We start from the raw sequence: 26,966 nt of genomic DNA, 5'->3' as shown, positions 1-26,966 counted from the left end.
ACGCGAGGAGCCGGCCCCCGCGTGGGCGGGGACCGGCTCGGTGTCGTCGTCGGTGCTGTCAGCCCCAGCTGGCGTGCAGCGGCTGGCCCTCGGCGTACCCGGCGGCGCTCTGCACCCCGACGATCGCCTTCTCGGCGAACTCGTCCAGGGAGCCGGCACCCGCGTAGGTGCAGGAGGAGCGGACGCCCGCGATGATCGAGTCGATCAGGTCCTCGACACCCGGGCGGGCCGGGTCGAGGAACATCCGCGAGGTGGAGATGCCCTCCTCGAACAGGCCCTTGCGGGCGCGGTCGTAGGCCGACTCCTCGCTCGTACGGTTGCGGACGGCGCGCGCGGACGCCATGCCGAACGACTCCTTGTACCAGCGGCCGTCGGCGGACTGCTGGAGGTCGCCCGGGGACTCGTACGTCCCGGCGAACCAGGAGCCGATCATGACGTTCGACGCACCGGCGGCCAGCGCCATCGCCACGTCACGCGGGTGCCTGACCCCGCCGTCGGCCCAGACGTGCTTGCCGAACTTCCGTGCCTCCGTGGCGCATTCGAGGACGGCGGAGAACTGCGGGCGGCCCACGCCCGTCATCATCCGGGTGGTGCACATGGCGCCGGGGCCCACCCCGACCTTGATGATGTCGGCGCCGGCCTCGATGAGGTCGCGTACGCCCTCGGCGGCCACGATGTTGCCCGCCACGATCGGCACCTGCGGGTCGAGCGCCCGCACCGCCTTCACCGCGGCGATCATCGACTCCTGGTGGCCGTGCGCGGTGTCCACGACGAGCGTGTCGGCACCGGCGTCGAGCAGTTGCTTGGCCTTGCCCGCGACATCGCCGTTGATACCGACGGCGGCGGCGATGCGCAGCCGGCCGTTCGCGTCGACGGCCGGGCTGTAGAGGGTGGCGCGCAGGGCGCCCGTGCGGGTCAGGATGCCGACCAGCCTGCCGTCCGCGTCGACGGCCGGGGCGTAGCGGCGGTTGGCGCCGTCGAGCCGGTTGAACGCCTCACGGGGGTCGATGTCCGCGTCGAGCAGCACCAGGTCCTTGGACGACATGACTTCGGACAGCTGGGTGAAACGGTCGACACCCGCCAGATCCTCGTCGGTCACGACACCGATGGGCCTGCCGTCCTCGTCCACGACGACGCCCGCGTTGTGCGCGCGCTTGGGCAGCAGGGACAGCGCGTCGGCGACGGTCTGCGTCGGCGCGAGCACGATGGGCGTGTCCAGGACGTGGTGACGTGTCTTCACCCAGGAGATGACGTCGGTGACGACCTCGATCGGAATGTCCTGCGGGATGACGACCAGGCCGCCGCGCCGGGCGACGGTCTCGGCCATCCGGCGGCCCGCGATGGCCGTCATGTTCGCGACGACGAGCGGGATGGTGGTGCCGGTGCCGTCGGGGGCGGACAGATCGACGCCCTGACGGGAGCCGACAGCGGAGCGGCTCGGCACCATGAACACATCGTCGTACGTCAGGTCGTACGGCGGCTTCAGGTCATTGAGGAAACGCATACTAACTCTCTCACCTGCGGTTATACAGAATGGGCGGGCGGGAAGTCAGCGCCGTCCGGCACAGGATCAGGCTGCGGCTCCTAGGCCATCATCGCCGATGGGGCCCCAGGTGGCGAATGCCCGCCCCCTCTTCTGTGGCTTCCACCAGGGAGGGGGCGGTCGGTCTCGTAGCTTCCGCCGAAGCCGCTGCTACGGCGGACGCGGGGCGCACCCCGGGCCTCACGCCGGGCCCCCACCACCGTCCTCGCCCTGTTGCTCACTCCGGTCCCCACCCCCGTCACTGCGGGCCGCCCCGGTCCGCGAGCACCTCGCGCGCCGCACGCGCCCCGGAGGCCAGCGCCCCCTGCACCGACCCGGTGGCGCGGTGGTCCCCGCACACATAGCGCCCCGGGGTCACCCGCGTCGTACGGCTCAGCGGCCACGGCGCGGTCATGGCGGGCAGGGCCCCCTCCACCGTGTACGGGGCGAGGAGTTCCCAGGACGAGGTGTCGGTCCGGTACACATCGGCCAGCGCGCCGCGCAGCCGCTCCTCCTCCCCCGGCCCCCCGGAGCCGAGGACCGAGGTGGAGATCAGGGAGCGGTCGGCCGGCGCGTAGGTGGGGGCGACCTCGCTCAGTACGCAGGTGTTGAGGAAGCGCCGCGCGCTGTCGACCACCAGGGTCGGCTCGTGCAGCGGCGGGTGCGGGGCCGCGTGGTAGTAGGTCGTGACCGTACGGGTCTCGGGGACCGCGAGTCCCGGCAGCAGCCGGGCCGCCGCCTCCGGCCCCGTCGCGACCACCACCCGGGGCGCCTGGAGCTCCGTACCGTCCGGCAGCCCGACCCCCGCGTCCGTGAGCGCGCGCACCGGGGTGCCGCGGTGCAGCACGCCGGGCGGCAGCGCGCCCGCGAGCTGGGCCGGTACCGCGCCGATCCCGGCGGCCGGCAGGCACTGGGTGCCGCGGAGCATGCTGCGCCAGACCAGATGGAAGAAGCGGGACGAGGTTTCGAGGCTGTCCTCCAGGAAGACACCGGACAGGAAGGGCCGGAAGAACACATCGACAAGCCGTTCGGAGATCCCCGCGTCGGCGAGCGCCGTGCGGGTCGTACGGTCCGCCGCGTGCTTCACCGCGCTCACCGGACCGAACAGATCACGAGCGGAGAGCAGCCCGAGCGTCAGGAGGTCACGGCGGCCGGCGACCGGCCGCAGCGACAGCAGGTCCACCGCCACGCCGGGCCGCCGGGTCGGGTCGCTGAACCGCAGCCGCCCCGAAGGGGTGTACACCAGGGCTCCCGGGGTGAAGGGGCGCAGCCGCAGTCCCCGGAGCCACATGCGCTCTTTGACCTGGGGGTACGACGTGTTGAACACCTGGAAGCCGCGGTCGAGGAGGAACCCCTCGTGCCGGTCCGTGCGCATCCTGCCGCCGGCTGTGTCCGACGCCTCCAGCAGGCTCACGGACAGGCCCTCCCGGCACAGATCCGCCGCGCAGGCCAGGCCGGCAAGACCCGCGCCGATCACGATGACGTCGCGGTGCGGGCCCCGGTGGTCGGTCATGGGGTGTCAGCCCTTCGCTCGTCCGGTCTTCAGTACACGTCCTCCCGACGCATTTCTCTCGCTGGTGGGGAAGCAGGAACGGGCCAGGACGTGAACGATGGGAGAACCGTCGCACGCCACAGGACCCGGAGGCTTCCATGAGCGAAGGTGAAGCGGCACCCGCACCCCGCACACCCGCACTGCACTGCCTGGTGACGGGCGCGACGGGCTACATCGGCGGCCGGCTGGTGCCCGAACTGCTCGACGCGGGTCACCGCGTCCGCTGTCTGGCCAGGACCCCGGAGAAACTGCGCGACCACCCCTGGGCCGGACGGGCGGAAGCCGTACGGGGAGATGTCACCGACGCCGGTTCGGTGGCCGCGGCCCTGCGCGGCATCGATGTGGCGTACTACCTGGTGCACGCGCTGAACACCGGCTCCGGCTTCGAGGAGACGGACCGCAGGGCGGCCAGGATCTTCGCGGAACAGGCGCGGGCCGCCGGGGTACGGCGGATCGTCTATCTGGGCGGCCTCACCCCCGACGGCGTACCGGAGCGCGAGCTCTCGCCGCATCTGCGCTCACGGGCCGAGGTGGCCCGCATCCTGCTCGAAGCGGGGGTGCCGGTCACCGTGCTCCGGGCCGCCGTCATCATCGGCTCCGGCTCCGCGTCCTTCGAGATGCTGCGGTACCTCACCGAGCGGCTGCCGGTCATGGTCACCCCGAGCTGGGTCTCCACCCGGATCCAGCCGATCGCCGTCCGGGACGTGCTGCGGTATCTGGTGGGCAGCGCGCTGATGCCGGACGATGTGCACCGCGCCTTCGACATCGGCGGCCCCGACATCATGACGTACCGCGACATGATGCGCGGGTTCGCCGAGGTCGCCGGCCTCCCGCACCGGCTCATCCTGCCGGTCCCGATGCTCACCCCGCGCCTGTCCAGCCACTGGATCGGGCTGGTCACCCCCGTCCCGCGCGCGCTGGCCAGGCCGCTGGCCGAGTCGCTGCGGTACGAAGTCGTATGCCGCGAACACGACATCGCGCGGTATGTGCCGGACGGGCCCGGCGTGCCGCTCACCTTCGGCAGGGCGCTCCAGCTGGCGCTGCAGCGGGTGCAGGACGCCGATGTCACCACCCGCTGGTCGTCGGCCTCGCTGCCCGGCGCCCCGAGCGATCCGCTGCCCACCGACCCCGACTGGGCGGGCGGCAGCCTCTACACGGACCGGCGCGGCCTCACCATGGACGCGTCCCCCGAGGCGCTCTGGCGGATCATCGAGGGCATCGGGGGCGAGAACGGCTGGTACTCCTTCCCGCTCGCCTGGGCGGTGCGCGGCTGGCTTGACCGGCTGGCCGGCGGGGTCGGGCTGCGCCGCGGGCGCAGGGACGCCGAGCGGCTCAGGGTCGGCGACTCGCTGGACTTCTGGCGGGTCGAGGCGATCGAGCCGGGGCGGCTGCTGCGGCTGCGGGCCGAGATGCGGCTGCCGGGACTCGCCTGGCTGGAGATGTCCGTGGACCGGGACGGGCAGGGGCGTACCCGCTACCGGCAGCGCGCCCTCTTCCACCCCCGGGGGCTGCTCGGACACGCGTACTGGTGGAGTGTCGCGCCGTTCCACTCCCTCGTCTTCGGCGGGATGGCCCGCAATATCGCCGGGGCGGCCGACCGCGCGAGCCGGGCAGGCCGGCAGCCTGCCGCCACCGGCCGCTGACATCCGCGGACGGAACCGGCGACGCACCCCATGACAGACCCGACGACGAACCCGACGACGAACCCGAGGAGTGGCGCATGACCGTGGCGGTCGCCCTGTTCACATCCGACCTCCGGCTGCACGACAATCCGCCGCTGCGCGCCGCGCTCGCGGCGGCGGACGAGGTGGTGCCGCTGTTCGTCCGTGACGAGGCCATCGAGTCGGCGGGCTTCGCCGCACCCAACCGGAGGGCGTTCCTGGCCGACTGCCTGGCCGACCTCGACGCGGGGCTGCGGGAGCGCGGCGGCCGGCTCGTCGTACGGTCGGGTGCCGTGACCGCCCAGGTCTGCCGGGTGGCCGCCGAGACGGGCGCCGCCGAGGTGCATATGGCGGCCGGGGTCAGCGGGTACGCCCAGCGCCGGGAGGAGCGGCTGCGTACGGCACTGGAGGCGGACGGGCGACGGCTGTGCGTCCATGACGCGGTGATCACCGCGGTGCCGCCGGGCGCGGTCTCCCCGGCCGCCTCGGACCACTTCGCGGTCTTCACCCCGTACTTCAGGCGCTGGTCGGACGAGCGGCTGCGCACCGTCCAGGGGGCGCCGCGCACCGTACGGGTGCCGGAGGCCGCCCGCTCGGAGCGGCTGCCGTCCCGCACCGCCGTCGCCGGGGTCTCGGAAGGGCTCGCCGCGGGCGGCGAGCGCGAGGGGCGGGCCCGCTGGTCGGCCTGGCGGCGGAACGGACTCGCCGGATACGAGGACCGCCACGACGATCTGCCGGGCGACCTGACGTCACGGCTCTCGCCGCATCTGCACTTCGGCACCCTCTCCCCCGTCGAGCTGGTGCGCGGTGCCACCCGCAGCGGCGGCGCGGGCGCCGAGGCGTTCGTACGGCAGCTGTGCTGGCGGGACTTCCACCACCAGGTGCTGACCGCGCGCCCGGCGGCCGCTTCCGCCGACTACCGCTCGCAGCACGACCGTTGGCGTTCCGAGCGGTCAGCCGCGGGCGACATCACCGCCTGGAAGGAGGGGCGCACCGGGTATCCGGTGGTCGACGCCGCGATGCGGCAGCTGCGGCACGAGGGCTGGATGCACAACCGGGGGCGCCTGCTCACCGCGAGTTTCCTCGCCAAGACCCTGTACGTGGACTGGCGGGTCGGCGCCCGGCACTTCCTGGAGCTGCTGGTGGACGGCGATATCGCCAACAACCAGCTCAACTGGCAGTGGGTGGCGGGCACCGGCACGGACAGCAGGCCGAACCGGGTGTTCAACCCGGTGACCCAGGGCAAGCGGTACGACCCGCAGGGGGATTACGTGCGCCGCTGGGTGCCCGAGCTGTCGGGTCTCGCCGGGGCGGCCGTCCATGAGCCGTGGAAGCTCGGGGGACCCGAGCGTGCCGCGTACGACTACCCCGGGCCCCTGCTCGAACTCTCCGAAGGGCTGGCCCGCTTCAAGCAGGCCCGCGGCCGGGACTGACCGCGGGTGCGGCGGGCCCGCCGGCCACGGCCGCCGTACCGGTTCGGACCCCGTCGCCGTGCCGGTTCAGACCCCGTCGGGGTCCGCGCGGTCCAGTGCGGGGCGCGGTCCTGGACCGGTCTCCGTCAGCAGGAAGTCGGCGGCCGCCGTGTCGGTGACCAGGCTGGTGACCAGGCCCGACTTCAGGACGGCGCCGATCGCGGCCGCCTTGCGCTGGCCGCCCGCGATGGCCACGACCTCCGGGATCCGGCGCAGCCGGTCGGCCTCGACGGTGATGCACCGCTCGCCCAGGTCGCGGCCGACCCGCCGCCCCTCGGCGTCGAAGAGGTGCGCGGACATCTCCGCTGCGACGCCCAGCGAGGCGTAGTGCGCACGCTCGGCGTCGCTGAGCATGTCGTGGACCGTCGAGATGCCCGGCTCCCAGGAGCCGATGGACACCGCGGCGACCGTCACCTTGTCGAAGTACTCGAAGGCGCGCGCGATACCGGTCTGGTTGCGCAGCGCTGCGGCGGTGGCCGGGTCGGGCAGCAGCATCGGCGCGTAGATCGGGTGCGCCTCTCCGCCGGACACCTGGGCGGCACGCCGTACCGCCTCGACGGAGCCGCGCTCGGCGGTCCCCGCGTCGTACACACCGGTCAGCTGGACCACCGTGCACGGCGGGAGCACATTGAGCGCCGCCGCCATGTGGATGGTGGAGCGCCCCCAGGCGAGGCCGAGCACATCGCCCTCGGTCACCAGCTCGCCGAGCAGGTCGGCGGCGACCTCGCCCAGGTTCTCCGGGTCGGGGGCGTCGTCCGCGGCGTCCGCCGGGGACTCCACGACGACCGCGTGGCGCAGCCCGTAGCGGGCGCGCAGCGCGTCGGAGCGCTCGGCGTCCAGCTCGGCCGGGACCCGGATCTCGATCCGTACGAGATCGCGCTCCAGGGCCGTCTCCAGGACGCGGGCGACCTTGAACCTGCTGACGCCGAACTCCTCGGCGATCTGGATCTTGGACTTTCCCTCCAGGTAGAAGCGACGGGCCATGGCCGCCGCTTGCACCAGCTCCGCGGGTCCCATCCGCAGGGCTGATCTGCCCGCCGACATTGCAGACACCGCGATCTCCTCACTACTGCTGTTCACTCCCGGACCCGCCATCCTGTCAGACCCGGCACCACTTGATCAGCCCCGTAAGGCTGCGTTCATTCCCCGGCCGCTCAGTGGCCGCAAGCCCATCCCGCCGACGCCGTGGTCTCCTGCGCCTGGTGGCGGAGCATACGGACCGCGGCGGCCGGGTCGTCGGCGCCGTACACAGCCGAGCCCGCGACGAAGACATCGGCGCCGGCCTCGGCGCACCGCTCGATGGTCGAGGCGGAGACGCCGCCGTCGACCTGGAGCCAGAGTTCGAGTCCGTGCTTGGAGATCAGCTCACGGGTGCGGCGGATCTTCGGCAGCATGATGTCCAGGAAGGACTGGCCGCCGAAGCCCGGCTCCACGGTCATGATCAGCAGCATGTCGAGCTCGGGGAGCAGGTCCTCGTAGGGCTCGATGGGCGTCGCGGGCTTCAGCGCCATGGAGGCGCGTGCGCCCTTGGCCCTGATCTCACGCGCGAGCCGGACGGGGGCGGCGGCGGCCTCCGCGTGGAAGGTCACGGAGCCCGCGCCGGCCTCGACGTACTGCGGAGCCCAGCGGTCCGCGTCCGCAATCATGAGGTGGCAGTCCAGCGGGGTCTCCGTGGCCCGGCTGAGCGCTTCCACCACGGGGACCCCGAGGGTCAGATTGGGTACGAAGTGGTTGTCCATCACGTCGACGTGGAGCCAGTCGGCACCTTCGACGGCCTTCGCCTCCTCCGCGAGTCGGGAGAAGTCGGCGGACAGGATGCTGGGGTTGATCTGCACGGCCATGCCCCAAGCCTGCCATGCCCCGGCCCAGTTGCCCGCCACGGCAGGGGGCGCGGGGGCCCGGGGATCCGCACACACCGCGCAAACCTCGCATACACCGGCCGGGTTCAGGCAGTGCGCCGCAGCAGCGCGAGGTACATCGCGTCGGTGCCGTGCAGATGCGGCCACAGCTGTACGTCGGGGCCCTCGCCCACCGCGGCGACGCCCGGCATCAGCGGCCTGACGTCGATCCACTCGGCCTCCACCGGCTGTCCGCCGCGGCCCTTCAGGACGTCCTCGACCACGATCCGGGTCTCGGCGAGGTGCGGCGAGCAGGTCGCGTATCCGACGACACCGCCGACCCGAACCGCGCTCAGCGCCTCCCGCAGCAGCCCGCGCTGCAGCGGCGCGAAGCCCTCCAGGTCGTCGGGGCGCCGCCGCCACCGCGCCTCGGGCCTGCGCCGCAGCGCGCCCAGCCCGGTGCACGGCACGTCCATCAGGACCCGGTCGAAGGAGCCGGGCCGCCAGGGCGGCCGGGTGCCATCGGCCGCGATCACCTGGTACGGGCCCGGGTTGCCCGCCAGGGTCCGCTCGACGAGGCGGGCCCGGTGCGGCTGCTTCTCGGCCGCGAGCAGCAGCGCGCCGCGCTGGGCGGCGAGCGCGGCCAGCAGGGCGGCCTTGCCGCCGGGGCCCGCGCAGCCGTCGAGCCAGCGCTCGTCACGGCCTGCGAGCGGCGCGTTCGCCAGGGCGGCGGCCACCAGCTGGCTGCCCTCGTCCTGGACCCCCGCCCGCCCGTCGCGCACCGCTTCGATCGCGCCGGGCTCGCCGCCCTCGGCGAGCCGCACGGCATACGGCGACCAGCGGCCGGGCAGCGCCGAGTCCTCGCCGACGGTCTCGGTCAGCTCGTCGGTGGTGGAGCGGCCCGGCCTCGCGACCAGGGTGACCTCGGGGCGTTCGTTGTCGGCTTCGAGGAGGTCCTCGATCCCGGCGCGGCCGCCGCCGAGCGAGTCCCACAGCGCGGAGACGATCCAGCGGGGGTGCGAGTGCACCACGGCCAGATGGGCCTCGGCGTCCTCGTCGTACGGCGGGGCGACCCGTTCCAGCCAGCCGTCGAGGTCGTCGGCCGCGACCTTGCGCAGCACCGCGTTGACGAACTTCGCCCGCCCGTCGCCGAGCACGACCCGGGCCAGTTCCACGCTCGCGGAGACCGCGGCGTGGGTGGGGATACGGGTGCCGAGCAGCTGGTGCGCGCCGAGCGCCAGCACATCGAGCACCGGCGGGTCGACCTGCCGCAGCGGACGGTCGATGCAGGCCGAGATGACCGCGTCGTACGTGCCCTGCCTGCGCAGCGTCCCGTACACCAGCTCGGTGGCGAGCGCCGCGTCCCGCCCGTCGAAGTCCGGGTTCTCGCGGGCCTTCTTGAGCAGCGGCGGCAGGACGAGGTTGGCGTACGCGTCCCGGTCGTCGACCGCCCGCAGCACTTCGAAGGCGAGGAGCCGCACCGGGTCCTTCTGCGGGCGGCGGTAGGGCTTCGACTGCTGATTCGGCTGCTGCCGTCGCGACTGCTGCGCGGGACGCCGGCGAGGCTGGTCGGTCACGTGAAAGGTGCTCCGCTGGTGGTGAGGGTGCTGGTGGTGAGGGTGACGAACCCTCCCAGCGTACGTCCGCCCCGGCGGGCCGTTCGCCCGGCCGCTACTCGCCGAGCAGTTCGCCCGCCACGATCCGCACCCCGCGCGCCCAGTCGGCCGCGCGCATCGGCTTCTTGCCCTGGGGCTGGACCCAGTGCAGCTCCACGGCGTGCGAGCCGGTGCCCACGTGCACGCTGTTCTTGGCGACGGCCAGCTCGGCGGGGGCCAGGTCGGTGCGGTCGGTGACCGGGGCGAGCGAGACCAGTTTCAGCCGCTCGTCCCGGAAGACGGTCCAGGCGCCGGGTGCGGGCGTGCAGCCGCGCACCAGACGGTCCACCCGCATCGCGGGCGCCGACCAGTCGACCCTGGCGTTCTCGACCGAGATCTTCGGGGCGAGCGAAACGCCTTCGGCCGGCTGCGGCACCGCGTGCAGGGTGCCGTCCTCGATCCCGTCCATCGTCGCCACCAGCAGGCCCGATCCGGCGAAGGCGAGCCGGGTGAGCAGGTCACCGCTGGTGTCGGTGGGGCGCACCTCCTCGGTGAGCACTCCGTAGACCGGGCCCGAGTCGAGCCCCTCCTCGATGAGGAAGGTCGATGCGCCGGTCACTTCGTCGCCCGCGATGATCGAGTGCTGCACGGGCGCCGCGCCGCGCCAGGCGGGCAGCAGCGAGAAGTGCAGATTGACCCAGCCGCGGGCCGGTACGTCGAGGGCGGTCTTGGGCAGCAGCGCCCCGTACGCCACGACCGGGCAGCAGTCCGGGCCGATCTCCCGCAGCCGCGCCAGGAAGTCCTCGTCCCGCGGCCTGGCCGGTTTCAGCACCTCGATGCCGGCCTCTTCGGCGCGCTGCGCGACGGGGCTCGCCACCAGTCGGCGGCCGCGCCCGGCGGGGGCGTCGGGGCGGGTCACCACGGCGGCCACCTCGTGCCGGCCGGATTCGATGAGGGCGTCCAGGGCGGGTACGGCGACCTCGGGGGTGCCTGCGAAGACGAGTTTCACTGGATGCCTCTCGGACCGACTGCGCACGACTACGAGCAGCGCACCAGTCTACGGGCCCGTTCCGAGGGGGCGTACGCACCGCCGCGCGCCCCTCGCATATGCCCATACGCCCCCGCAGCGTGACCACAACAGCAGGTGGAGCGTTGGTCAAGAGAGATTGACCGAAACGAAGTGGGCCGTATACGCGGCCCGATCCTTTTCAACGCCGGTTCGAGAGGCTTGTTCATGGCCGACCACGCAACCCACGACGCCCAAGCGCGGGCCAGCCTGCACCTGTTGGTCAGAGACATCGAGCGGGTCCGCCGTCAGGTGGACGCACTGCGCACCCTCACCGCTCAGCTGGGCAATGTCTACCGCCCGCGCCGCTCCGGCCCTTCCACGGGCTTCGTCGTCTACGGCAGGGCTCCCGCCCCGACCGTCCGCCTGGCCCAGGAACTCCGGGACAGCGTCGAGACCCTGGTGACGGCCGCGGTGGACTTCGACCGATCGCTGGGCTTCTCGTGGGACGCGGTGGGCTCGGCGCTCGGGGTCACCAAGCAGGCGGTGCACCGCAGATACGGCACCCGGCGGGCGTCGGCGGCCGCCGCTGCCGCCACGGCCACGGACACGGCCATGGAGACGGAGAGCCCGACGGCCGACGAGGGCAGCCGGCCGGCCCCTTCGCCGCACGACCTTCCGGTGTCACCGGCCCTGCCGTCGGTGCCCGCCGCGCGCTCGATGCCGCCCCAGCCGACGCCGAACGGCCACCCGCTGCGCGAGGACGCACGCCCGAGTGCCTTCCCTGGGCCGCGCAGCGGCTGACCCGGCGGGCACGGCTGACCAGCCGGGTCAGCCGATGTCCGGCGGGTCGATCCTGATCCGTACCGGGTCGCTGCCCCGCGTCAGCCGCGCCGCCTGGGCCGTCCTCAGCGCCGTGGCGAGCGCCGCGCCGCTTCCCGGCGGCACCCGGACCAGCGCCCGCTCCCAGTGCTCACCCGGTGGCGGATCGCCTGGCCTGCGCGGCCTGTTGGGGTCGGTGGGGATCATCGGCACCGGCCCCAGCACCTCGGCGTCGTCCGGAAGCCTGACCGCCGCGATGAACTCTTCGAGCGGCTGTGTACGCCCGGACACCGCGGCCATCCGGGAGACCGGCGGGAAGCCCAGCTCGGCCCGGTCGGCCAGTTCACGGACCGCGTGCCCGGCCGGGTCCCAGCGGACCAGCGCCTGTACGGGGCGGAGCGTCGGCTCGGCGACGACCACCACCGTGCCGCCCTCGCCCTGACTCCGTACCAGCGTGGCCGCGTCGATCCAGCGGCGCAGCGCCTCCTCGCCCGCGCGCAGGTCGGGCCGCCCGAGCATCGCCCAGCCGTCGAGCAGCAGCGCAGCCGCGTAGCCCCCTTCGGCGACCGGTTCGGCGCCTGGCGTACTCACCACCAGGGCGGGTCTGCCGTCCACGGTGTCCAGCACATGGTCGCGGCCCGATGTCCGTACCGGCACGGCGGGAAAGGCCCGGCCCAGTTCCTCCGCGGTGCGCCGGGCGCCCACGATCTGCGCGCGCAGTCTCGTATGACCGCACTCCAGGCAGTGCCAGCCGGTCGCGTCGCGTCCGCACCAGCCGCATGTCAGCGCCCGTTCGTCCGGTGCTTCCAGCGGGCCCGAGCAGTGCGCGCAGCGCGCGGGCGTACGGCAGCGCTCGCAGGAAAGCCGCGGCACATAGCCCCTGCGCGGCACCTGCACCAGGACAGGACCGGTCCTGAGACCGTCCCGCACGGCCTGCCAGGCGAGGCTGGGCAGCCTGGCCGCCCTGGCTCCCTCGTCCCGCGCCAGATCGTGGTCGCCCACCGTCCTCACGAGCGGAGCCGCGGCCCTGACCTGCTCCCGGTCCGCGACGAGGGGGGCGGCCCAGCCGGTCTCGACGAGCTGGGCGGCCTCCACCGTGCAGCTCGTACTGCCCAGCAGGAAGGCGCACTTGTCGTGTGCGGCGCGCAGCAGCAGGACCTCGCGGGCGTGCGGCAGCGGTGCGTGCGGCTCGCTGTGGCTCGAGTCCCCGTCCTCCCAGATGACGGCGAGGCCGAGGTCCCGGACGGGTGCGAACATCGCGGCTCTGGTGCCGACCACGGCCCGCACCGCGCCTCGCCGCACCGCGAGCCACTGCCGGTACCGCTTCTCGGGGCCCGCGTCGGCGGTGAGCAGCGCGTGGTGTCCCGGGCCGACGGCCGCCGTGAGCGCGGCGTCCACCCGGGCCGCGGACCGTCCGTCGGGCACCACGACGAGCGCGCCGCGCCCCGAGGCCAGCGCGGCGGCGACGGCGAGCGCGAGCTCCTGCGGCCAGTGCGGTCCCGGCAGCGCCGTCCATACGGCACGGGGCGCCCCGCCCGAGGCCAGGGCGCGCAGAAAGCCCGGCCCCTGGCCGTACCGCTCCCAGGTGCCGGGCTCCGGGGCGTGCGGCGGTTCCAGCGGCTCGGGGGACGGCTTGCCCTCGGCCCGTGCGTTCCGCGGGGGCACGGCCAGCTGCAGGACGTCGGCGAGGCTGCCCGCGTACCGGTCGGCGACCGCCCGGGCGAGCCCGAGCAGTTCGGGGCTGAGGACGGGCTCGGGCGACACCACCCCGGCCAGTGCGGCGAGCGGCCCCGAGTAGTCGGAGTCGGCCCTGCGCTCGACCAGGAATCCGTCGATCAGCCCGCCGCCCTCGCGGCGGCCGTCGCGCACATGGCGGCCGCCCGCCCCGAACCTGATACGCACCCGCACACCGGGCTGGGCCGCCTCGTCGAGCTCTTCCGGTACGGCGTAGTCGAAGAACTGGTCGAGGTGGAGCACGCCCTTGTTCACGACGACCCTCGCCACGGGCAGCTCCTTGGCGAGGGCGGCCCCGCGCCAGGTGCGCGGCTTGGCCCGGGGCACCTTGGTGCGCCGCACGGTCTCCCGGATGAGAGCAAGCTGCTCGGGGCCCTCGTCGCCGGGGGCCGCCGACTGCTCGTCGTCGCTGCTCACAGCCAAATTCCTACCAGACACCACTGACATCGGGCCTGCCGGGCGGACGGCCGCGGAGCCGGGCGCCCGACCGGCGCCCCGGTGGTGCGGCTCAGCGGCCCGGCGCGCTGTCCAGGGCCAGTACGGCGTACGTCGCCAGCCAGTGGTCGGAATTGAACTCGCCCGATGAGACGGCCGGGAGTCCCACCGCCAGATGGGCCGCGACCGAATTCTCCACGGCATCGCGCGCCGGCCCCGCGGGCAGCGCGGCGGCGATGGCACGGAGCCCCGCGGCCCGGCTCAGGGTGAGGCCGAGCAGATGCCCGATCTGCGGGTCGGAGTAGTCCGAGATCACCGGCGGAGTGAGCAGCGAGCAGGTGTCCCCGGTGGTCAGGGCCGGTACGAACCGGGCGAGCCAGCCGGGGAAGTCGGCGCCGGGAAGGACCCGCAGCATCGCGTGCGCCTCGGTCAGCGCGGGCGAGAGGAAGTCCTGGCCCGAGGGTTCCCAGTGCAGCGGTGCGTCGTGGTCGCCGGTGAACCAGTCGGTCAGCCGGGCTGCCGCCGCGTCGAGCACGGGACGGGCGAGACCCGCACGCTCGCCCGCGTCCAGGACGAGACCGAGGCCGAAGGCGCTGTTGTTGTGCACCCCGTGCCGGACCGGGTACGTCGCCTTGGCCAGCCATGCCCGCAGCAGATCGCCGACGGCGTCCACGGCGGGGGCGAGCGCGTCCGCCCACCGGTCGCCCGCCGCACCGCCCAGCGCCCGGCACTCGGCGGCGAGCGCGATCAGCCAGGCCCAGCCGTACGGGCGCTCGAACGACGGGCGGCGGCGCAGATAGGCGGCCTCGACGGCGATGTTGGCGGGGGTCAGATGGACGTCGAGCACCTCGGTGATCCGGCTCGCCGTGGTCGCGGGCAGCGCGTCCGCGCCGTTCAGGTCCCCGCCCGGCGCGGCCGGCCCGTAGCGGCGCAGCAGCCGTACGAGCAGCCAGTGCATGTGCACGGTCGAGTGCCAGTCGTACGACCCGTAGAACGCGGGGTGCAGCTCGCGCGGCGCGACGATCTCATCGGGCCCCGCGTACAGATGGGCCGGGGCGTTGGGGTACTCGCGCACCACGTTGTGGAGCGCCAGCTCCGCGAACGGACGCGCGTACTCACGGGGCAGTACGGAGGCCGGGACCGGCGGGGTGGGGGGCATGGCGGTACTCCTTGGGCGGGGCGGTACGGGGTCGGGGGTACGAGGCGGCAAGAGGATGAGGGGGGTACGAGCGGCTGGGTGCTGCGCTGTGGCCGGGGAGCGAACGGCGGGCTCAGAAGGCGAACAGCGCGAGGACGGCGATGTTGCAGACCAGCAGGGCCGCCGCGGTGGGCAGTTGGGCCTTGATGGGGCCGTACTGGTCGTCCAGTTCCAGCAGCGCGGCCGGGACCAGGTTGAAGTTGGCCGCCATGGGTGTGACCAGGGTGCCGCAGAAGCCGCAGAGCATGCCGATGGCGAGGATCGCCGGAATGCTGCCGTGCATCTGCTGGATCAGGACGGGCCAGCCGACCGCCGCCGTCATGACCGGGAAGGCCGCGAAGGCGTTGCCCATGACGATGGTGAACAGGACCATCCCGCAGCAGTAGACGAGCACCGCGATGAAGCGCTGTCCGTCCGGGAGGATGGATTCGGTGATCCGGCCCACCTGGTCCCCGACGCCCGCCGTCTGGAAGATCGACCCGAGCACCGCGAGCAGCTGGGGCAGCACGAGGGCCCACCCCATGGATTCGAGCATGTTGCGCCCGGCGTGCAGCGGGACCGAGATACGGCGCTCGCGCAGGACGACCATGCCGACCACCAGGGCGGCGATCGCCCCGATGCCGAGGCCGAGGATCGTCTCGTACGTCGGCTCCAGGACGGGCTCGCCGCCGATCCTCACCTTCTTGAGCAGCGTCGCGCAGAGCATCGCGACGACGGGGATGGTGAGGGCGGGCAGGAACAGCTTGTTGCCGAACCGCGCGGCCGAGGCGGCCCGCTCCTCGCGGGGCGGGGTGTGCGGGGTGCCTCTGCCGGTGAGGCCGAAGCCGCCGAGGACGATCAGCACCAGGACGGCGGCACCGAGCGGCTCGGCCGGAAGCGATTTGTCGACCACACCGGTCGAGTAGAAGAAGGACGCGCCCAGCAGGCCCCAGAAGGACGCCGAGCCGAAGCGCTTGGGGTTGGTGCGGTCGGCCGCCATCTGCGCCGCCATCACCAGGAAGACCGCGCCGACCAGCCAGAAGAAGTACTCGGACTTGATCACTTGAGGTCCTCGGGGCGGCGGGCGGTATGGGCGGCGAGTTCGTTCTCGGCGGCGACGACGGCCAGTTCGCGCTCCAGCACCCGGTCCAGGTGCAGCAGGCGCGCGCCATGGATGAGGAAGGCGCAGATCGCGGACGGGATCGCCCAGAGGGCGAGGCTGAGCGGTTCGAGGTGCTGGTTGTACGTCGAGTTGACGAAGCCGGTGATCAGCAGGATCGAGCCGATGGCTATGAAGCAGTCCTCGCCGAAGAACATGCCGATGGTGTCGGCGCCCGACGCGTGCGAGCGGATCTTCTCGCGCAGCCGCTTCGGCAGCGGCCCGCCCGCCCGGGTCTCGGCGGCGGCCTCGGCCATCGGGGCGATCAACGGGCGCACGCTCTGCGCCGGGCCGCCGATGCTGGTCAGCCCGACGGAGGCGGTCAGCTGGCGGATCAGCAGATAGAGCGCGAGGAAGCGGCCGGTGGTCAGCTTGCCGAGCCGTCCGATGAGGGTGCGGGCCTGCTCCTGGAGGCCGTAGCGCTCCAGGAGGCCGATGACCGGGAGGGTGATGACGAAGACGGTCACGGAACGGGAGGAGGCGAAACTGCTGCCGAACGCGGCCAGCACTTCCTGCGGCGACATCTTGCCCAGCAGTCCGGTCACGATGCCGGCCACGCCCACCACGAGGAGGGGGTTGCGGCGCGTGGCGAATCCGAGGATCACCACGAGCACGCCGAGGAGAACGATCACGCGTCGGCCTTCTTCCGCGCATGGGCCGGACGGCCCTGATCAGACGGGGATGCTGCGCGAGACCCTAGGCGATTGTTCAACAAACGCACAAGAGGTGTTCGCCACCCAGTACGTCACCCATCGCTTCACCCCGTACGCCGCCCTGTAGGTCACCCAGCACGTCGCCCCACAGGCCACCCGTTACAGGGCCGCCCATCCAGCACCGGGCCGCGCTCACTCCTCCGCGGCGAGGCGCATCGTGTACGCCTCGGCGAGCTGGCGGCGGGAGTCCTCCAGATAGAAGCCCAGCATCCGTTCGGCGCCCGCGGCGTCACCTGCGGCCAGCCGGTCCACGAGCTGTCTGTTCCGGGTGAGGTACGGCTCGTGGAAGCGCCGCGGGTCCGCCATCACATGGAAGGCGAGACGCAGCTCGGCCAGCACGTTGCGCATCAGCTCGTTCACCCGGGGGCTCCCGGCGAGCGCCGCGAGCGCCTGATGGAACCGGATGTTGGCGGTGGAGCAGGCCGCCCACTCGTCCACCGCCGCGGCCCGCTCCCCGGTGGCCACCGCGGCCTCCACGTCGTCCAGCCGGTACGGGGGCTCCCCCAGCGCACGCAGCGCCGAGCACTCGACCAGCAGCCTGACCTGGTAGATGTCGACCAGGTCCTCGACCGCAAGGACGCGGACGAAGACGCCCCTGTTCAGCCGGTGTTCCAGCAGCCGCTCATGGGTGAGCAGCCGGAACGCCTCCCGCAGTGTGTTGCGGGACACCGCGAGCGCCGCGCTGAGGGCCTCCTCGGACAGCCGGCTGCCGGGCGGGAAGTACCCCTCGGTGATCCGCTCCCGCAGGATCGCGGCCACCCGCTCCGCGGTACCGGCACCCGTGCCGACCGGAACGGCGCCGCCCGCCGTCAGCTCCGAGAGATCCGGAGAAGTCCGGCCCGCTGTCCCCGCCATGTCTCGACCCCTGTCCGTGAATTGTTCGCCGCTCCGCCTCGCGCCGGGCGGCACCGCCAAGGGGTCCTAAGTGAACCGCAGGGGCACGTCCGCGCCCAAGCCGACCCCGCACCGGCACCCGGCCGCCCACCCCACTGCCGCTCCCTCCCCCCTCCCCCACACCAACCCTTGTCAGATTGTTCAACAATTAGTTAGCGTACGCACGTGATGGATCTCAACGCGGACCTCGGTGAGGGCTTCGGCCGGTGGCAGCTCACCGATGACGACGCCCTGCTCTCCTGTGTGACCAGCGCCAACGTCGCCTGCGGTTTCCACGCGGGTGACGCGTCCGTGATGCGGCGGGTGTGCGACACGGCGGCGGTACGCGGGGTGCGCATCGGCGCCCATGTCTCGTACCGGGACCTGGCCGGTTTCGGCCGCCGCTCCATGGACGTGCCGGCCGGTGAACTGGCCGCCGAGGTCGCCTATCAGATCGGCGCGCTGCGGGTCTTCGCGGAGGCCGCCGGGCCTGGTGTGTCGTACGTCAAACCGCACGGCGCGCTCTACAACCGCACCGTCCGCGACGAGGAGCAGGCCGCGGCGGTCGTCGAAGGCATCCGCCTCGCGGGCGGCGGCCTCGCGGTACTGGGGCTGCCGGGCTCCCGGCTGCTCGCCGCGGCCCGGGCCGCCGGACTCCCCGCGGTCGATGAGGCGTTCGCCGACCGCGCGTACACCCCTCAAGGCACACTCGTTCCGCGCCGCGAGCCCGGCGCTGTGGTCGAGGACGCCGGAACGATCGTGCGCCGGTCCGTCGGGATGGCGGTCGACGGCGCGGTGACCGCCGTGGACGGCAGCCGCGTACCGGTCGGCGCCCGCTCCTTGTGCGTACACGGCGACACTCCGGGCGCCGCCGATGTCGCCCGCCGGATCAGGACGGCCCTCGAAGAGGCCGGTGTCACGGTCGGGTCGTTCGCGTGAACGAGCCGAGCAGCACGGGACGGACGGAACCCACCGGCACCACAGGCACCACAGGGACGACCGGCACCACCGGCACTGGCGACACCACCACCGGGTCGGCCGGCACCACCAGCGACCCCGGCGCCCGGGTGCTGCCCGCAGGCCGCGACGGCCTGCTCGTGGAGCTCCCCACAGGGGCGGCCGCCGAGGCGTTCCACGCCGAACTGCTGCGCCGCGGCGCCCTGGGCGAACTCCCCGCCGTACGCGAGATCGTTCCCGGCGCCGGTACCGTCCTGCTCGACGGCATATCCGACGGTGCGCCCGGCGCCCCGGCCCGTCTGGCCCGCTCACTCGTCTCCTGGCGGATACCGCCGCTGCCACGCGACGCGGGCCCGGTCGTCGAGGTCCCCGTGGTGTACGACGGCCCCGACCTCGCCGATGTGGCGGCCGCGTGGGGTGTCGGCCCCGGCGAGGTGGCGCGGATCCACAGCGGCATCGAATTCCGGGTGGCGTTCTCGGGGTTCGCCCCCGGTTTCGGCTATCTGACCGGTCTGCCCGAACGCTTCCGGGTGCCCCGCCGCGCCACCCCGCGCACCCGGGTCCCCGAAGGATCGCTGGCGCTCGCGGGCCCGTACACCGGCGTGTACCCGCGTGCGTCGCCCGGCGGCTGGCAGCTCATCGGCCGGACACCCGACCCGGACCTCCTCTGGGACCAGGACCGCGAGCCCGCCGCCCTGCTGACACCCGGCACCCGGGTCCGTTTCACGGAGAGCCCGGCCGGCCGCCGCGCCGCCGGACCGCGTACCGAGGAGGCAGGCCAGTGACGACAGCGGCGCCGGTGACGGCAGCCATGCTCCAGGTGGTCCGCGCGGGCGCCCTGACGACAGTGCAGGACGGCGGGCGTACCGGGTACGCCCATCTCGGCGTCCCGCGCGCGGGCGCCCTGGACTCCCCGGCCCGCCTCCTCGCCAACCGGCTGGCCGGCAACCAGGCGGACGCCGCCGTCCTGGAGACCACACTCACCGGCTGCGCGGTCCGCCCCACCCGGGCGGTGACCGCGGTCGTCGGCGGCGCCCCCTGCCGGGTCACCGTCGATGGCCGGCCGGCGCCGTGGGGCGCCCCCGTCCTGGTGCCCGCCGGCGCGGTGCTCGAGGCCCACGGGGCGCAGTACGGGGTCCGCAGCTATCTGGCCTTCCGGGGCGGCCTGTGCCCGGAGCCCGTACTGGGCAGCCGCTCGGCCGACCTCCTCTCGGGCCTCGGCCCGGCCCCCCTGCGCGACGGCGACAGCCTCCCGCTCGGCACCACCAGGAACCACACCCTGGCCCCGGGCGCGGACTGCGCCCCATGGCCCGGGATCCCCGCGACCCTGGTCCTGCCGGTGCTGCCCGGCCCACGGGACGACTGGTTCACCCCGGCCGCCCTGCGCACGCTGACGACAGCCGTCTACCGAGTGTCCCCGCACAGCAACCGCATCGGCCTGCGCACCGAAGGACCCGCCCTGGAACGGGCCCGCCAGGGCGAACTCCCCAGCGAGGGCGTCGTCCTGGGCTCGATCCAGGTCCCACCCGACGGCCGCCCGGTGATCTTCCTCAACGACCACCCGACGACGGGCGGCTACCCGGTGATCGGCGTCGTCCCGGAACAGACACTGTCCACAGCCGCCCAGGCAGCACCGGGAACGGAACTCCGCTTCACCTTGATCCGCTGAGCCCGCACCCCGCACCACTCCCCCTCCCCTGCGCCCCGCCGGTCACTCGCGTGGCTGAAATCGCCTTCTCGACATGACTGACCGGATCGGGTTCCCTCCAGAACCGGAAACGGGAAACCCGACCGGGTGCCTTGCTCGCCGCCACGAGCAGGGCCGAGTCTGGCTCACGGCGCCGGGCGGCGACACGCATCTCAGGGGGTTACGTGCTGGACCAACCGGATACCTTCGGCAGCGCCTTACGCAGGGCCCGCACCGGCGCGGGCCTGACACTCACCCAGTTGTCCTCGCTCATTCACTACAGCAAGGGCCAGCTCAGCAAGGTGGAGACGGGCAGGAAGCACCCGACACCGGAGCTGGCCAGGCTGTGCGACGGGCAGTTACGGCAGGGCGGTGCGCTGCTCGCCCTGGTCCCCGGCCGCAGTGCCGGGCGCAGGCCCCGTTCGCCGGACGGGACCGGGCCTCCGGCTCCGCAGACCCTCGCCCTGCCCGGCCGCCGCCAGGTCGTGGCCCTCGGGGCAGCCCCCTTGCTCGGGCTGCTGCCGGGCGCCGGCCCACCTGGCCCAGGAGCCGACCCGGCGGACGGAACCCTGCTCGACGTATCGCGTGCGTTGTTCGACCAATTCCGCCGGCTGGGGCAGACAGCCCCGGCGACGGCGGTGCTCCCCGCCCTGGCCGCACAGACACAGGCCCTTCAGATCCTGGCGGCCCGGTGCGGCCCCCGGACCGCGCGCGGACTTCTCGCCCTGAGTGCCTCCTACGCGGAGTTCGCCGGGTGGATGGCTCAGGAGTCGGGCGATGACAGCGGCGCCCTGAGCTGGACCGACCAAGCAGTGGCGCTGGCATCGGCATCCGGTGACCGGAATCTCGCGGCCTATGCGCTCGTACGGCGCGGACTCATCGCGTACTACAGCGGCGACGCGGCCCATACGGTCGCGCTGGCGCAACAAGTCCGCCGCTCCCACCCGGCGCCGCCACGGATCATGGGGCTCGCCGCCCAGCGGGAGGGGCAGGGGTACGCGCTCGCCGGCGAGTACGGCCCGGCCATGCGGGCGCTGGACCGGGCCCGGGACCTCCTCGCGGCCGACAGCGGTGACACGGGCGGCCCGGTGCTCGGCACCACCCATCTCACCGATCCGGTGGCGATGACCACCGCCTGGTCCCTGCTCGATCTCGGCAGGGCCGGGGAGTCCGCCGCGGCCCTGGACCGGGAGATGGCCAAGGTGCCGGCCGGCGCCCTGCGGACCCGCGCCAGATACGGCGTCCGGCAGGCGCTGGCACACGCTCTCGCAGGCGAGATCGACCATGCCTGCTTCCTGACGGGCGGGCTGCTGGGCGACGCCCACACCATCGGTTCGGCGACGGTCGGGCTCGATCTGCGCCGGCTGGCCCGGGTGCTCGGCCGCCATCCCGCCCGCCCCTCGGTACGCGAGCTGTCGCCCCGGCTCACGTCCGTCCTGGCTCCCGCACGACCGGATCAGTAACGAGAGAGGGACCACCATGCCCGATGTCTTCATCAACTACCGCACCGGCGACGGCGAGGAGACCGCCACCACTCTGGAGCGCGATCTCAGCAACCGCTTCGGCAGCCGTCGTATCTTCCGCGCCAGCAAGTCCATCGAGCCGGGTGCTCTCTTCGACGACGAGCTGCTCACAGCGGTCCGGCGCAGCAGCGTGCTGATCGCGGTCGTCGGAGGGCGGTGGGCCGCAGCACCGGAGCTGCGGGACCCCAAGGACTGGGTGCGCAGGGAAATCCTGGAAGCCTTCCGGTGCTCCCTCCATGTCGTACCGGTCCTCGTGGGCCGCCGCACCGAGCGGCTGCGCCCGGACGAGCTGCCCCGCGCGCTGGCGAAACTGGCGCGCTGTCAGTCCGTCCGGTACGACACCCAGGACGCCGATGCCGGTCTGCGACGCATCAGCGCGTTCCTGACCGACCGCGTACCGGAACTGGCCGAGGCGGAACGGGCCCTGACGCAGACGCGGTCGCGCCACCGGCCCGACTCCGTCGGGAACTGGGCGGAGAACGTCAGCGGCACCGTCATCCAGGCCGGGGACGTCTCCGGAGATGTCGGCGGCACGGTCATCAAGCACGTCAACGGTCCTGTACACACAGGTACCGGGCCCCAGCACCAGCCGCATCTCTCGGGGGACGGCGCGCAGTACATCGCGGGCGACAACCGTGAGGGGATCCACCAGTCGTTCGGCAGCAGGCACCGGCGTGAGGACGAGTCCCGGTGAGCGAATCGGCCTCCACGTTCATCGGGAGCAGCGATTCGGTCCACGCGGGCTCCGGTCCCCAGACCAACAACTACTACATGGGGCCGCCGCCTCCGAAGGACGCCCAGGAGAGGTCACCGCGCAAGCTCGCCGAGGACGAACTGAGGTGGCTGCACCGCCACTTCGTACCCCCCGACGGATTTCACCAGGCGTCCGACGTACTGGAGAAGCACCGCATGGTGCTCCTGGACGGCAGGCCGGGCAACGGCCGGGGCACAGCCGCCAGGATCCTGTTGCGCGGCATGTCGGGGCCCTCCCCCATCCAGGAACTCCCCCTGGAGAGGGAGGAGGAGGACTCGCGGTGCCTGCTGGATCCCGAGATGATCGCCCACGACGACCGGCTGCTGCTCGACCTGTCCACCGCGAAGGAACGTCTGTGGGCCGGAGTTCAGACCGAGCTGTCGCCCTTCCGGCAGGCCATCAGGGACAGAGCGGCGGGGCTGGTGATCATCCTGCCGACCGTTCTCTCCGGTTCGGGCGACGGGCTCGCCCCCGCACTGGGGGATCTGCGCCGCTTCATCAGCCGGGCGCCGGACATGGAGCTGGACATCGTCAAGCACCATATGCGGAGTTCAGGGCTGGATCCGACGATGACGGACCTGGCGCCGGCCAGGGTGACGGACTACCTCGCCCATGCGCCCTCCCTGTCCCGCGTCGCCACATTCGCCCAGTTCCTGTGTGAAGCGGCAGGCAGGGGCGGGGACTTCACGGACTGGTGCGAGGAGGCGCTGAGGGGTGCGCTGCGCACCCCGGAACAGGCGGCCCGCCAGTTCGGCACCTTGCGCAGGGGCGCCGACCGCGCTCTGCTGGTGACGACGGCCATGCTCCACGGAGCCAGGGCGGACGCCGTCCACCGGGCGACGGAGCTGCTGCTCGGCGAGGAGCCACCCGGCAGTGTGCGGACCCTGCTGCGCCGCCGCGCGCTGACCGAGCGGCTGGCCGGGATCGATGCGGAGATCACCGCGGGCGACCGGGTCCGCTTCACCGGGCTCGGTGTCGACGGCGCGGTGCGCACCCTCATCTGGCGGGACTTCCCCGACCTGCGGGAACCGCTGCGGGACTGGGCCGGGCAGGCGGTGGGCCTGCCCGGCCTGACGGACACGGACCGCGACCGGCTGGTCGAGCGGGTGGCGGAGCAGTGCCTGGTCACACAGCGCCCCGACGATCTGCTCGATCTCACGAAGCAGTGGGCCTCGGCCCCCCGTTCCGACGGGCCCGCCTTCCGCGCCGCCGCGCACGGCCTGCGACACGGTCTGCGGAGCGTGCGGTACGGCGGGAGGTTCCGTCATCAGATCTACGACCTGTCGACGAGTAATCAGCTCAGCGCGCCGCTGCGGCACGTCCTCATCGGTGTCTGCGCGGCCGAGATGTCCGTCTCGCACCCCTACGCGGCCCTGGTACGTCTGCACCATCTGGCCCGCAGGGAAGGTACCGGCTCGGAAGGCCGGGAGGCGCTGCTGAAGCTGGTCGGGGAGAACCACCATCTGCTGCGCCGGATGCTGGACCGTCTCGCGTCGAGCCCCTGGCGCGTCGACCCGGACATCTTCCTCTACGTGTCCGGGCCCGGACCACTGACCGATTCCGCGGGCCGGTCGCGCCCGCTCCTGGCCGAATCCGGGGTACGGACCCGCCTCGTCCGGTGCTGGTCGGCCGTGTTCCGCGACCGCACAGCAGCACAGTGGGCTCCGGCCGCAGCGGCGTGGCTGGCGGCGGTGTGCGCCGGCGCCCCGTACGCGGACCGTTTCCTCGATGTCCTCGTCGCCGGCTGCGAGCAGCGCGGCGACCGCTTCGGGCTCCTCTACCGCTTCGCCGGCGAGTGGGCCGCCGCCCGGCAAGGGCGCGATGAGGGCCCGACAGCGGACCGCACAGCAGCCGCCCTGCCGGCCAGGGTCCTTCAGAAGATCAGCGCAGCCCAGCATGAGTGGATCACCTCACCCCGGGAGTCGACAGCACCATGAGCTCCGGTCAGAAAACCGTCACCGTCTTTCTCACCCTGATCGGCGGACTTCTCCTCGTCATCATCGGCCTGTACGAGAGCTGGCCCCGCTGGGCGTGGCCGGCGGCAGCCGTTCCGCTGCTTGCGGCCCCGGTGCTGGTCATACGGTTCGCGGACCGCCGGGTGGATCCGTTCCCCGCCGAGTTCATGCCCGACCTGCCCGTACCACCGGTGGAACGGCGGGAACTGCGGATCAGCGACGTCGCTCTGCCGAGCGCGGCGGACGACTACGACTTCCTCTTCTCCGCGACGGTCCGCTGGTGTCCGGTGTCCGCCCCGCCGGGGTCGCCACCGGTCAATGCGAGCGGGCTCGCGGTCGACGCGCTGCTCGACCGGGCCCGGGCGATCACCGCGCTCCGCAGCCCCACCCGGAGCTCCCTCGTACAGCACGAGCTGAACGGTGTGCTGGGAACGATGCAGGAGGACGCATCGGGCCGGGTCCAGGCCATGGCGCTGGAAGTCGGCCTCACTCTCTCGGACCGGGACCAGGAGCGGCTGGCCGCCCTGGCCTCCGTCCGCAAGGACGAAGCGGTCTGGGAGCACGAGCGGAAGTTCGAGCAGAGCCGCAGGACCTACCTGGGCAAGGATGTGCTGCGGGACACCGGCAGCGCGGTGGTGTGGTGGCTGCACAGGAACGACGACCGCGTGGACCGGACGGTGAAGGACATCGGCCTGCTCGCCCAGCTCACGTCGGCCGCCAACAACCAGGACGTCGAGGAGAGGTTCCGGCATCTGGTGGACGGCCCGCCCGAGGAGGGGCCCGGGCTCGCGCCGGACGGGAACCCCGGGCCGTTTGCCGGGCCCGGCGGCTCCCCTGGAGCAGCTCCCGGGGAAGCGGTACCTGAGCCGGCGGGCACAGGTCTTGGCGACGCCTTCGCCCAGCTGGTGGACGCCACCGGGCTGGCGCCGGAGGACCCGGTGATCGCGCTGCTCGCCGACCAGGTCTACGGGACGCTGCGCTATCTCGACGGAGACCCCGCAGCCGAGATCCGCACCAGGTTCCACTCGGCCCCCGACCAGCCCCCGACCCATGTCAATGGGTCGGGGCCGGGACCCGCCGGCCCCCCGCCGCCCACGGAGTCGGTGCCCTTCTGACCCGGCCGAACCCCTACACAACACAGCACTGCCCGGCGCCTCCCCTGGGAGATGCCGGGCAGTGTGCTGAGCTGTGCTGTGTAGTGCTGTGCTGTGACCGGAGCGGGCGGCCCCTACAGCCCCGCGGCCTTCCGCAGGGCGTCCACCCGGTCGGTGCGCTCCCAGGTGAAGTCCGGCAGCTCGCGGCCGAAGTGGCCGTACGCCGCCGTCTCGGCGTAGATCGGGCGCAGCAGGTCCAGATCACGGATGATCGCGGCCGGGCGGAGGTCGAAGACCTCCGAGATGGCCTGCTCGATCTTCTCGACGTCCGTGGCAGCGGTGCCGAAGGTCTCCACGAACAGACCCACCGGCTCGGCCTTGCCGATCGCGTACGCGACCTGGACCTCGCAGCGGGTGGCGAGCCCTGCGGCCACCACGTTCTTGGCGACCCAGCGCATGGCGTACGCCGCCGAGCGGTCCACCTTCGACGGGTCCTTGCCCGAGAAGGCGCCGCCGCCGTGCCGGGCCATGCCGCCGTACGTGTCGATGATGATCTTGCGGCCGGTCAGCCCGGCGTCGCCCATCGGGCCGCCGATCTCGAAGCGGCCGGTCGGGTTCACCAGCAGCCGGTAGCCCTCGGTGTCCAGCTTGATGCCGTCGTCGATCAGCTGCTTCAGCACATGCTCGACGACGAACTCGCGGATGTCGGGGGCGAGCAGCGAGTCCAGGTCGATGTCGCTCGCGTGCTGCGAGGAGACCACGACCGTGTCGAGGCGGAGCGCCTTGTCGCCGTCGTACTCGATGGTGACCTGGGTCTTGCCGTCGGGGCGCAGGTACGGGATGGTCCCGTTCTTGCGGACCTCGGAGAGACGGCGCGAGAGCCGGTGTGCCAGGTGGATCGGCAGCGGCATCAGCTCGGGTGTCTCGTCGCAGGCGTAGCCGAACATCAGGCCCTGGTCGCCGGCACCCTGCTTGTCGAGGTCGTCCTCGGTACCGCCTGCGGCGGCCACCCGCTTCTCGTACGCGGTGTCGACGCCCTGGGCGATGTCCGGGGACTGCGCGCCGATGGACACCGACACGCCGCAGGAGGCGCCGTCGAAGCCCTTCTTCGACGAGTCGTAGCCGATCTCGAGGATCTTGTCGCGCACGAGCTGCGCGATCGGGGCGTACGCCTTGGTGGTGACCTCACCGGCCACGTGCACCTGGCCCGTGGTGATCAGGGTCTCCACGGCGACACGGGAGGCGGGGTCCTCGCGCAGAAGCGCGTCCAGAATCGTGTCGCTGATCTGGTCAGCGATCTTGTCGGGGTGGCCCTCGGTGACAGATTCCGAGGTGAACAGACGACGGGACACAACGCTCCCTGGGGTTGCAGCGGCTGCTGGCTGATCGCGGGTGGAGTGGCCGGGGGCTGCGCCCGGCTCATTCCGAGACCAGTTT

The 26,966-nt window shown here is 72.9% G+C and carries 22 protein-coding genes; 10 read left to right on the top strand and 12 right to left on the bottom strand.

Annotation, left to right across the window (positions count from 1 at the left end):
- Nucleotides 1–58: 58 nt before the first annotated feature.
- Complete coding sequence (locus OG510_RS32240) at nt 59–1,504, bottom strand: GuaB1 family IMP dehydrogenase-related protein (protein ID WP_406141411.1); 1,446 nt, start codon at nt 1,502–1,504, stop codon at nt 59–61.
- A 277-nt stretch (nt 1,505–1,781) separates the two neighbouring features.
- Nucleotides 1,782–3,035 (bottom strand): NAD(P)/FAD-dependent oxidoreductase, encoded by a 1,254-nt coding sequence (locus OG510_RS32235; protein ID WP_406141409.1) that lies wholly within the window; start codon nt 3,033–3,035, stop codon nt 1,782–1,784.
- 137 nt (nt 3,036–3,172) lie between these two features.
- Between OG510_RS32235 and OG510_RS32230 the strand changes: the two genes are divergently transcribed.
- Together OG510_RS32230 and OG510_RS32225 are read left to right on the top strand one after the other, a co-directional pair.
- Nucleotides 3,173–4,717, top strand: coding sequence for an SDR family oxidoreductase (locus OG510_RS32230; RefSeq protein ID WP_406141408.1), 1,545 nt, complete (start codon nt 3,173–3,175; stop codon nt 4,715–4,717).
- Nucleotides 4,718–4,794: 77 nt separating this feature from the next.
- Nucleotides 4,795–6,168: a cryptochrome/photolyase family protein gene (locus tag OG510_RS32225; protein WP_406141406.1), complete on the top strand. Its 1,374-nt coding sequence runs from the start codon at nt 4,795–4,797 to the stop codon at nt 6,166–6,168.
- Between the two features lie 66 nt (nt 6,169–6,234).
- Here OG510_RS32225 and OG510_RS32220 read toward each other — a convergent pair whose 3' ends face one another.
- The 4 genes from OG510_RS32220 to fmt all read right to left on the bottom strand — a co-directional run bounded on the left by OG510_RS32220 (nt 6,235) and on the right by fmt (nt 10,649).
- A complete protein-coding gene (locus tag OG510_RS32220; RefSeq protein ID WP_164267829.1) occupies nt 6,235–7,251 on the bottom strand; it encodes a sugar-binding transcriptional regulator in 1,017 nt (338 codons plus the stop codon).
- Between the two features lie 110 nt (nt 7,252–7,361).
- Nucleotides 7,362–8,048, bottom strand: a complete 687-nt coding sequence (gene rpe, locus OG510_RS32215) for a ribulose-phosphate 3-epimerase (protein ID WP_406141405.1) — start codon at nt 8,046–8,048, stop codon at nt 7,362–7,364.
- Nucleotides 8,049–8,152: 104 nt separating this feature from the next.
- Nucleotides 8,153–9,622 carry an RsmB/NOP family class I SAM-dependent RNA methyltransferase gene (locus OG510_RS32210; RefSeq protein WP_406141404.1) on the bottom strand — a complete coding sequence of 490 codons (1,470 nt, stop codon included), beginning with the start codon at nt 9,620–9,622 and terminating at the stop codon, nt 8,153–8,155.
- A gap of 94 nt (nt 9,623–9,716) precedes the next feature.
- Nucleotides 9,717–10,649: a methionyl-tRNA formyltransferase gene (gene fmt / locus OG510_RS32205; RefSeq protein ID WP_406141403.1), complete on the bottom strand. Its 933-nt coding sequence runs from the start codon at nt 10,647–10,649 to the stop codon at nt 9,717–9,719.
- 225 nt (nt 10,650–10,874) lie between these two features.
- Between fmt and OG510_RS32200 the strand changes: the two genes are divergently transcribed.
- A complete protein-coding gene (locus OG510_RS32200; protein ID WP_406141401.1) occupies nt 10,875–11,450 on the top strand; it encodes a hypothetical protein in 576 nt (191 codons plus the stop codon).
- A gap of 27 nt (nt 11,451–11,477) precedes the next feature.
- Here OG510_RS32200 and OG510_RS32195 read toward each other — a convergent pair whose 3' ends face one another.
- The 5 genes from OG510_RS32195 to OG510_RS32175 all read right to left on the bottom strand — a co-directional run bounded on the left by OG510_RS32195 (nt 11,478) and on the right by OG510_RS32175 (nt 17,541).
- On the bottom strand, nt 11,478–13,619 hold the full coding sequence (locus OG510_RS32195) for a primosomal protein N' (protein ID WP_406141400.1): 2,142 nt from the start codon (nt 13,617–13,619) through the stop codon (nt 11,478–11,480).
- 91 nt (nt 13,620–13,710) lie between these two features.
- Complete coding sequence (locus OG510_RS32190) at nt 13,711–14,796, bottom strand: DUF2891 domain-containing protein (RefSeq protein WP_406141398.1); 1,086 nt, start codon at nt 14,794–14,796, stop codon at nt 13,711–13,713.
- A gap of 112 nt (nt 14,797–14,908) precedes the next feature.
- On the bottom strand, nt 14,909–15,877 hold the full coding sequence (locus tag OG510_RS32185) for a DUF979 domain-containing protein (protein ID WP_406141396.1): 969 nt from the start codon (nt 15,875–15,877) through the stop codon (nt 14,909–14,911).
- Complete coding sequence (locus OG510_RS32180; protein WP_406141395.1) at nt 15,874–16,605, bottom strand: DUF969 domain-containing protein; 732 nt, start codon at nt 16,603–16,605, stop codon at nt 15,874–15,876. Before OG510_RS32180 ends, OG510_RS32185 begins: the two co-directional genes overlap by 4 nt.
- 213 nt (nt 16,606–16,818) lie before the next feature.
- Entirely contained in the window at nt 16,819–17,541 is a 723-nt protein-coding gene (locus OG510_RS32175) for a GntR family transcriptional regulator (protein WP_406141394.1), read from the bottom strand.
- 207 nt (nt 17,542–17,748) lie between these two features.
- Here OG510_RS32175 and OG510_RS32170 point away from each other — a divergent pair, with 207 nt between their 5' ends.
- From OG510_RS32170 to OG510_RS32140, 7 genes are all read left to right on the top strand, one after another.
- On the top strand, nt 17,749–18,498 hold the full coding sequence (locus OG510_RS32170) for a LamB/YcsF family protein (protein ID WP_406142667.1): 750 nt from the start codon (nt 17,749–17,751) through the stop codon (nt 18,496–18,498).
- A gap of 128 nt (nt 18,499–18,626) precedes the next feature.
- The gene (locus OG510_RS32165; protein WP_406142665.1) at nt 18,627–19,301 is read left to right on the top strand and encodes an allophanate hydrolase subunit 1; all 675 of its coding nucleotides are present in this window, start codon (nt 18,627–18,629) and stop codon (nt 19,299–19,301) included.
- Between the two features lie 26 nt (nt 19,302–19,327).
- Nucleotides 19,328–20,185, top strand: coding sequence for a biotin-dependent carboxyltransferase family protein (locus tag OG510_RS32160; protein WP_406142664.1), 858 nt, complete (start codon nt 19,328–19,330; stop codon nt 20,183–20,185).
- A 203-nt stretch (nt 20,186–20,388) separates the two neighbouring features.
- Nucleotides 20,389–21,666: a helix-turn-helix domain-containing protein gene (locus OG510_RS32155; RefSeq protein WP_406141393.1), complete on the top strand. Its 1,278-nt coding sequence runs from the start codon at nt 20,389–20,391 to the stop codon at nt 21,664–21,666.
- Nucleotides 21,667–21,682: 16 nt separating this feature from the next.
- On the top strand, nt 21,683–22,420 hold the full coding sequence (locus OG510_RS32150) for a toll/interleukin-1 receptor domain-containing protein (RefSeq protein ID WP_406141392.1): 738 nt from the start codon (nt 21,683–21,685) through the stop codon (nt 22,418–22,420).
- The gene (locus tag OG510_RS32145) at nt 22,417–24,417 is read left to right on the top strand and encodes a hypothetical protein (RefSeq protein ID WP_406141391.1); all 2,001 of its coding nucleotides are present in this window, start codon (nt 22,417–22,419) and stop codon (nt 24,415–24,417) included. The genes OG510_RS32150 and OG510_RS32145 overlap by 4 nt, the downstream gene beginning before the upstream one ends.
- Nucleotides 24,414–25,550 carry a hypothetical protein gene (locus OG510_RS32140; protein ID WP_406141390.1) on the top strand — a complete coding sequence of 379 codons (1,137 nt, stop codon included), beginning with the start codon at nt 24,414–24,416 and terminating at the stop codon, nt 25,548–25,550. Before OG510_RS32145 ends, OG510_RS32140 begins: the two co-directional genes overlap by 4 nt.
- Nucleotides 25,551–25,663: 113 nt before the next feature.
- Here OG510_RS32140 and metK read toward each other — a convergent pair whose 3' ends face one another.
- Nucleotides 25,664–26,881 carry a methionine adenosyltransferase gene (gene metK / locus OG510_RS32135; protein WP_164264571.1) on the bottom strand — a complete coding sequence of 406 codons (1,218 nt, stop codon included), beginning with the start codon at nt 26,879–26,881 and terminating at the stop codon, nt 25,664–25,666.
- Between the last annotated feature and the right edge of the window lie 85 nt (nt 26,882–26,966).

It is taken from the genome of Streptomyces sp. NBC_01089, from assembly GCF_045162975.1.
GTDB lineage: Bacteria > Actinomycetota > Actinomycetes > Streptomycetales > Streptomycetaceae > Streptomyces.
The sequence above is the reverse complement of the archived record's forward strand: the minus strand, read 5'-3'. Positions and strand labels throughout refer to the sequence as shown.